Origin of the sequence: Rhodococcus sp. HM1 (assembly GCF_023218075.1) — a bacterium.
Classification (GTDB): Bacteria; Actinomycetota; Actinomycetes; order Mycobacteriales; family Mycobacteriaceae; genus Rhodococcus.
The window spans coordinates 1-2,931 of sequence record NZ_JALPTB010000154.1; the positions used below are offsets into that span (position 1 = coordinate 1).

4 protein-coding genes are annotated in these 2,931 nt (G+C 67.4%); 1 reads left to right on the forward strand and 3 read right to left on the reverse strand.

Annotated features, from left to right (window positions below; all coding sequences use genetic code 11):
* Positions 1–98: 98 nt before the first annotated feature.
* Positions 99–305 (reverse strand): hypothetical protein, encoded by a 207-nt coding sequence (locus M1M07_RS32075; protein WP_039584155.1) that lies wholly within the window; start codon positions 303–305, stop codon positions 99–101.
* Between the two features lie 157 nt (positions 306–462).
* Here M1M07_RS32075 and M1M07_RS32080 point away from each other — a divergent pair, with 157 nt between their 5' ends.
* Positions 463–1,014 (forward strand): hypothetical protein, encoded by a 552-nt coding sequence (locus M1M07_RS32080; protein ID WP_220667258.1) that lies wholly within the window; start codon positions 463–465, stop codon positions 1,012–1,014.
* Between the two features lie 169 nt (positions 1,015–1,183).
* Here the strand turns inward: M1M07_RS32080 and M1M07_RS32085 are convergent, their stop codons facing one another.
* Entirely contained in the window at positions 1,184–1,453 is a 270-nt protein-coding gene (locus M1M07_RS32085; RefSeq protein ID WP_225223595.1) for a sigma factor-like helix-turn-helix DNA-binding protein, read from the reverse strand.
* A gap of 56 nt (positions 1,454–1,509) precedes the next feature.
* Positions 1,510–2,388, reverse strand: coding sequence for a replication initiation protein (locus M1M07_RS32090; RefSeq protein WP_225223596.1), 879 nt, complete (start codon positions 2,386–2,388; stop codon positions 1,510–1,512).
* Positions 2,389–2,931: the final 543 nt, after the last annotated feature.

The following is a 2,931-nucleotide window of genomic DNA, read 5'->3' on the forward strand; positions in this document are numbered from 1 at the left end:
CGGCCTCACACGTGTGAGGCCGGGGGACAAGTGCCCGAGGTTGGTTCAGTGCGTCAGCGGGGCGCTCAGGGCGTGTTGTGGGGCGCGGTGGCGCGACGTCAGGGCCGGCCGGGCCGGGTGGCCTCGATGTAGTCGGCGAACCCTGCCAAGAACCCACGTTCGTACTCCTCGACGTGGGGCTGCCCGACCGGGGCGGTGAACCACGTCGAAGCGTCGTGGGCGGTGTCGGCGTCTCCGAGTCGTTGCCGCTCGACGGCCTCGGCGTATCCGGCGTCGTAGCCCTGAGTGAACGCAGTCGTGGTCATGCCCGCCACCTTCCTGGATCAGTCCTGGTCATCGTCGGCGATCCCGCCGACAGACACCCGCCGACACCAGCGATGTCGATCCTGCGCGACCGAAAACGCCCACACACCTCTTGCACTAAAGCTGCAATTTTGGCGCGACGAAATAGGATTCTGCCTCGTGACGACCCCGCCGACGCCGACCGACAGCCCCGCAACCAGCGCAGATGACGCCGATCCGGGCATGTGCCCGTGGTGCGCAAACCCTGTCCCTCAGCACGCCGGGGCGGGCCGGCCGAGGGTGTGGTGCAGCGACCAATGCCGCCGCGACGCGTACAGCGCCCGCAAGGCATCACGCAGCGGAGCGGTCGGGGTGAAGGTGGTCCGGCAGACCCGGATCGTGGAAAAACCCGTCGAAGTCCGGGTGCCCGACTGGCGGGAAACGGTGCCCTCCACGCCGGCGAGGTACCTCGAGGACCACGAGGTGGTCGAGCACGTCATACGGCACCCAGAGCTGCTGGCGAGAGTCCTCGAATCGTTCAGCGGCTCGATCGCGTTCCGTCGCCATCCCGAGCGTGAGTACCCCCCGCCGCTGCACAAGGCGGCGGTGCAGCTGGCCCACTACCTCGATCAGTACCTCCGGGAGACCGCCCCACCGCCGCCGGAAACTGCGGGATTGTCCCGGCAGCAGCGGCGAGCCCTCGAACGGAAAAAGGCGAAGAAGGGCCGCTGACAGAACCGGTCACCCCACCCCGAAAACGGGCTGCCGCGGCACCGCTTCGCGCTGCCTTGCCCTCGGTCGATGCGTCAACATAGGTTGCCCAAAATGCTTGTGCCAGTGAAGAAGCTGGTTCGTATGTGTGCTGCGATTGGGGCCAGCCGCAGCAGTGGTTTGCCGTTGCTCAGGTGTCGGCGCCGACGTCGGCCTTCGCCGTTTCTTCGCGAGCCTTTGCCGCCTTGCGGGCGTGGTGCAGGATCGTGCCGACCCCGCCGGTCGTCATTCCGACCTGCTCGGCGATCTCGCGCAGCTTGAGGCCCTGAGCACGCAACTCCAGCACCCGCTGACGACGTTCGGCAGCACGGGCGAGGAACTCCTCCCGAGGCTCAGCCATGATGCGCTGGATGGTGCGTGGGGATACGCCCAACCTCTCGGCGCCTTCGCGGGCGGTCATCGTCCTCCGCGCCGGGACCTCCGCTCCTCGCCGCTTCCGTACGGGGATGTGCTTGCTCATCGCAGAACCTCCAACGCCACCGTGCGGTCTACCTTCAGACGCCGTTGACGGTTGGCTTCGATCTTCGCAGGGGAGACGACCTTGCCGCCTTTGCTGCCGAGGTGGGCTTGTCGGGCGCGGTAGGCCTGTTCGTCGAAGTTGCGCCAGATCCACTTGCCGATGGAGTAGGCGGTGGCCCTGACCTCCACGAACGGAAGTGGGGCGGTGAACTGCGTGTTGATCGCGTGGCAGTGCTGGAGCACGAGCATCAGCCAGGCATCGAGACCGTCGTGCCGGTGGTGCCACCACTGCCCGTAGGCCCAGGTGCGGGCGGTATCGAACATGGTCACGTTGCGGCCGAGCCCGACCGCCTTCTCGGGCTTCCTGGGCGCCTGACGTGGGGTGTGGACGGTGACGAGGTCGCGCAGCTCGTAGGGCCGGGACGGGCCGTAGATGGTCTCCCAATCGGGGTGGATCGGGTTCTTGGTCAGCTGCCCGCCGTAAGCGAAGTCCCCGCCGACGGAGATGCACAGACCCCGCTCGATGCGATGAGCGAAGCGCAGCGGTTGCAGCCGGGCGGAGTCGGTGCGGCAGACGGGGCCGGCCAGCCACCAGCCCAGGTGCGCCCGCCCTGACGGGGACTGCGCGACCCAGTTCGGGGCCGGATGGTCGGACGGCTGCTCGAATGCCCGCATCGCCGCATCCGGGTGGTCGCAGTCGATGACGATCGAGCCGAGCAACGCGTGAGGCGAGTGCTCGATGTAGCGCATCGTCAGTGCCTCGTCGCGGCTGTAGCGGTACTGCCCGGCACGGAGATCGTTCGTCGCATGCGGCCGATACGGCAGCAGGACCTCCCGCCCCCAGATCTCGTCGGTGAGCAATTCCCCCATCGTCATGCCGGACACTCTCGCACAAAAAAGATCATTTTTTTACGTACGACACACCAAGCCATATCAGGTATCCCGATTTTTTCCTGGGGGTTTACACCACTCACCGATCCCTGCCGGGGCCATAAACCCGGCGGATTTCCGCGGTCGCATCCGTGATGCATGAGATGTGTCGGGTGAGTCGTCTCGTGCATGGGTCGGGACCACAGGCAGTCGGGTGGCACGTGACGGTGCGGTGCCGTCCAGGGTGCGGGAGGTAAGCCGGGTACGGCTGTCGAGTGCGGCAGAACGGTGTCGGTTCGGGGGGCAGTGGGCGTACCGATGGGCCGGCCTGTCCCGGATGTGAGTGGAACTGCAAGAGGTGTGTCCCCCGTCGGGTGTCGTCGCGGGGCGTGGTTCGCCCGATCCGGCGGGAGCGGCTGTAGCGGCCTCACACGTGTGAGGCCGGGGGACAAGTGCCCGAGGTTGGTTCAGTGCGTCAGCGGGGCGCTCAGGGCGTGTTGTGGGGCGCGGTGGCGCGACGTCAGGGCCGGCCGGGCCGGGTGGCCTCGA

Bases quoted from the DNA above. Each gene is read 5' to 3' on its own strand.
- M1M07_RS32075 (WP_039584155.1), bottom strand. From the start codon at position 305: ATGACCACGACTGCGTTCACTCAGGGCTACGACGCCGGATACGCCGAG.
- M1M07_RS32085 (WP_225223595.1), bottom strand. From the start codon at position 1,453: ATGACCGCCCGCGAAGGCGCCGAGAGGTTGGGCGTATCCCCACGCACC.
- M1M07_RS32090 (WP_225223596.1), bottom strand. From the start codon at position 2,388: ATGACGATGGGGGAATTGCTCACCGACGAGATCTGGGGGCGGGAGGTC.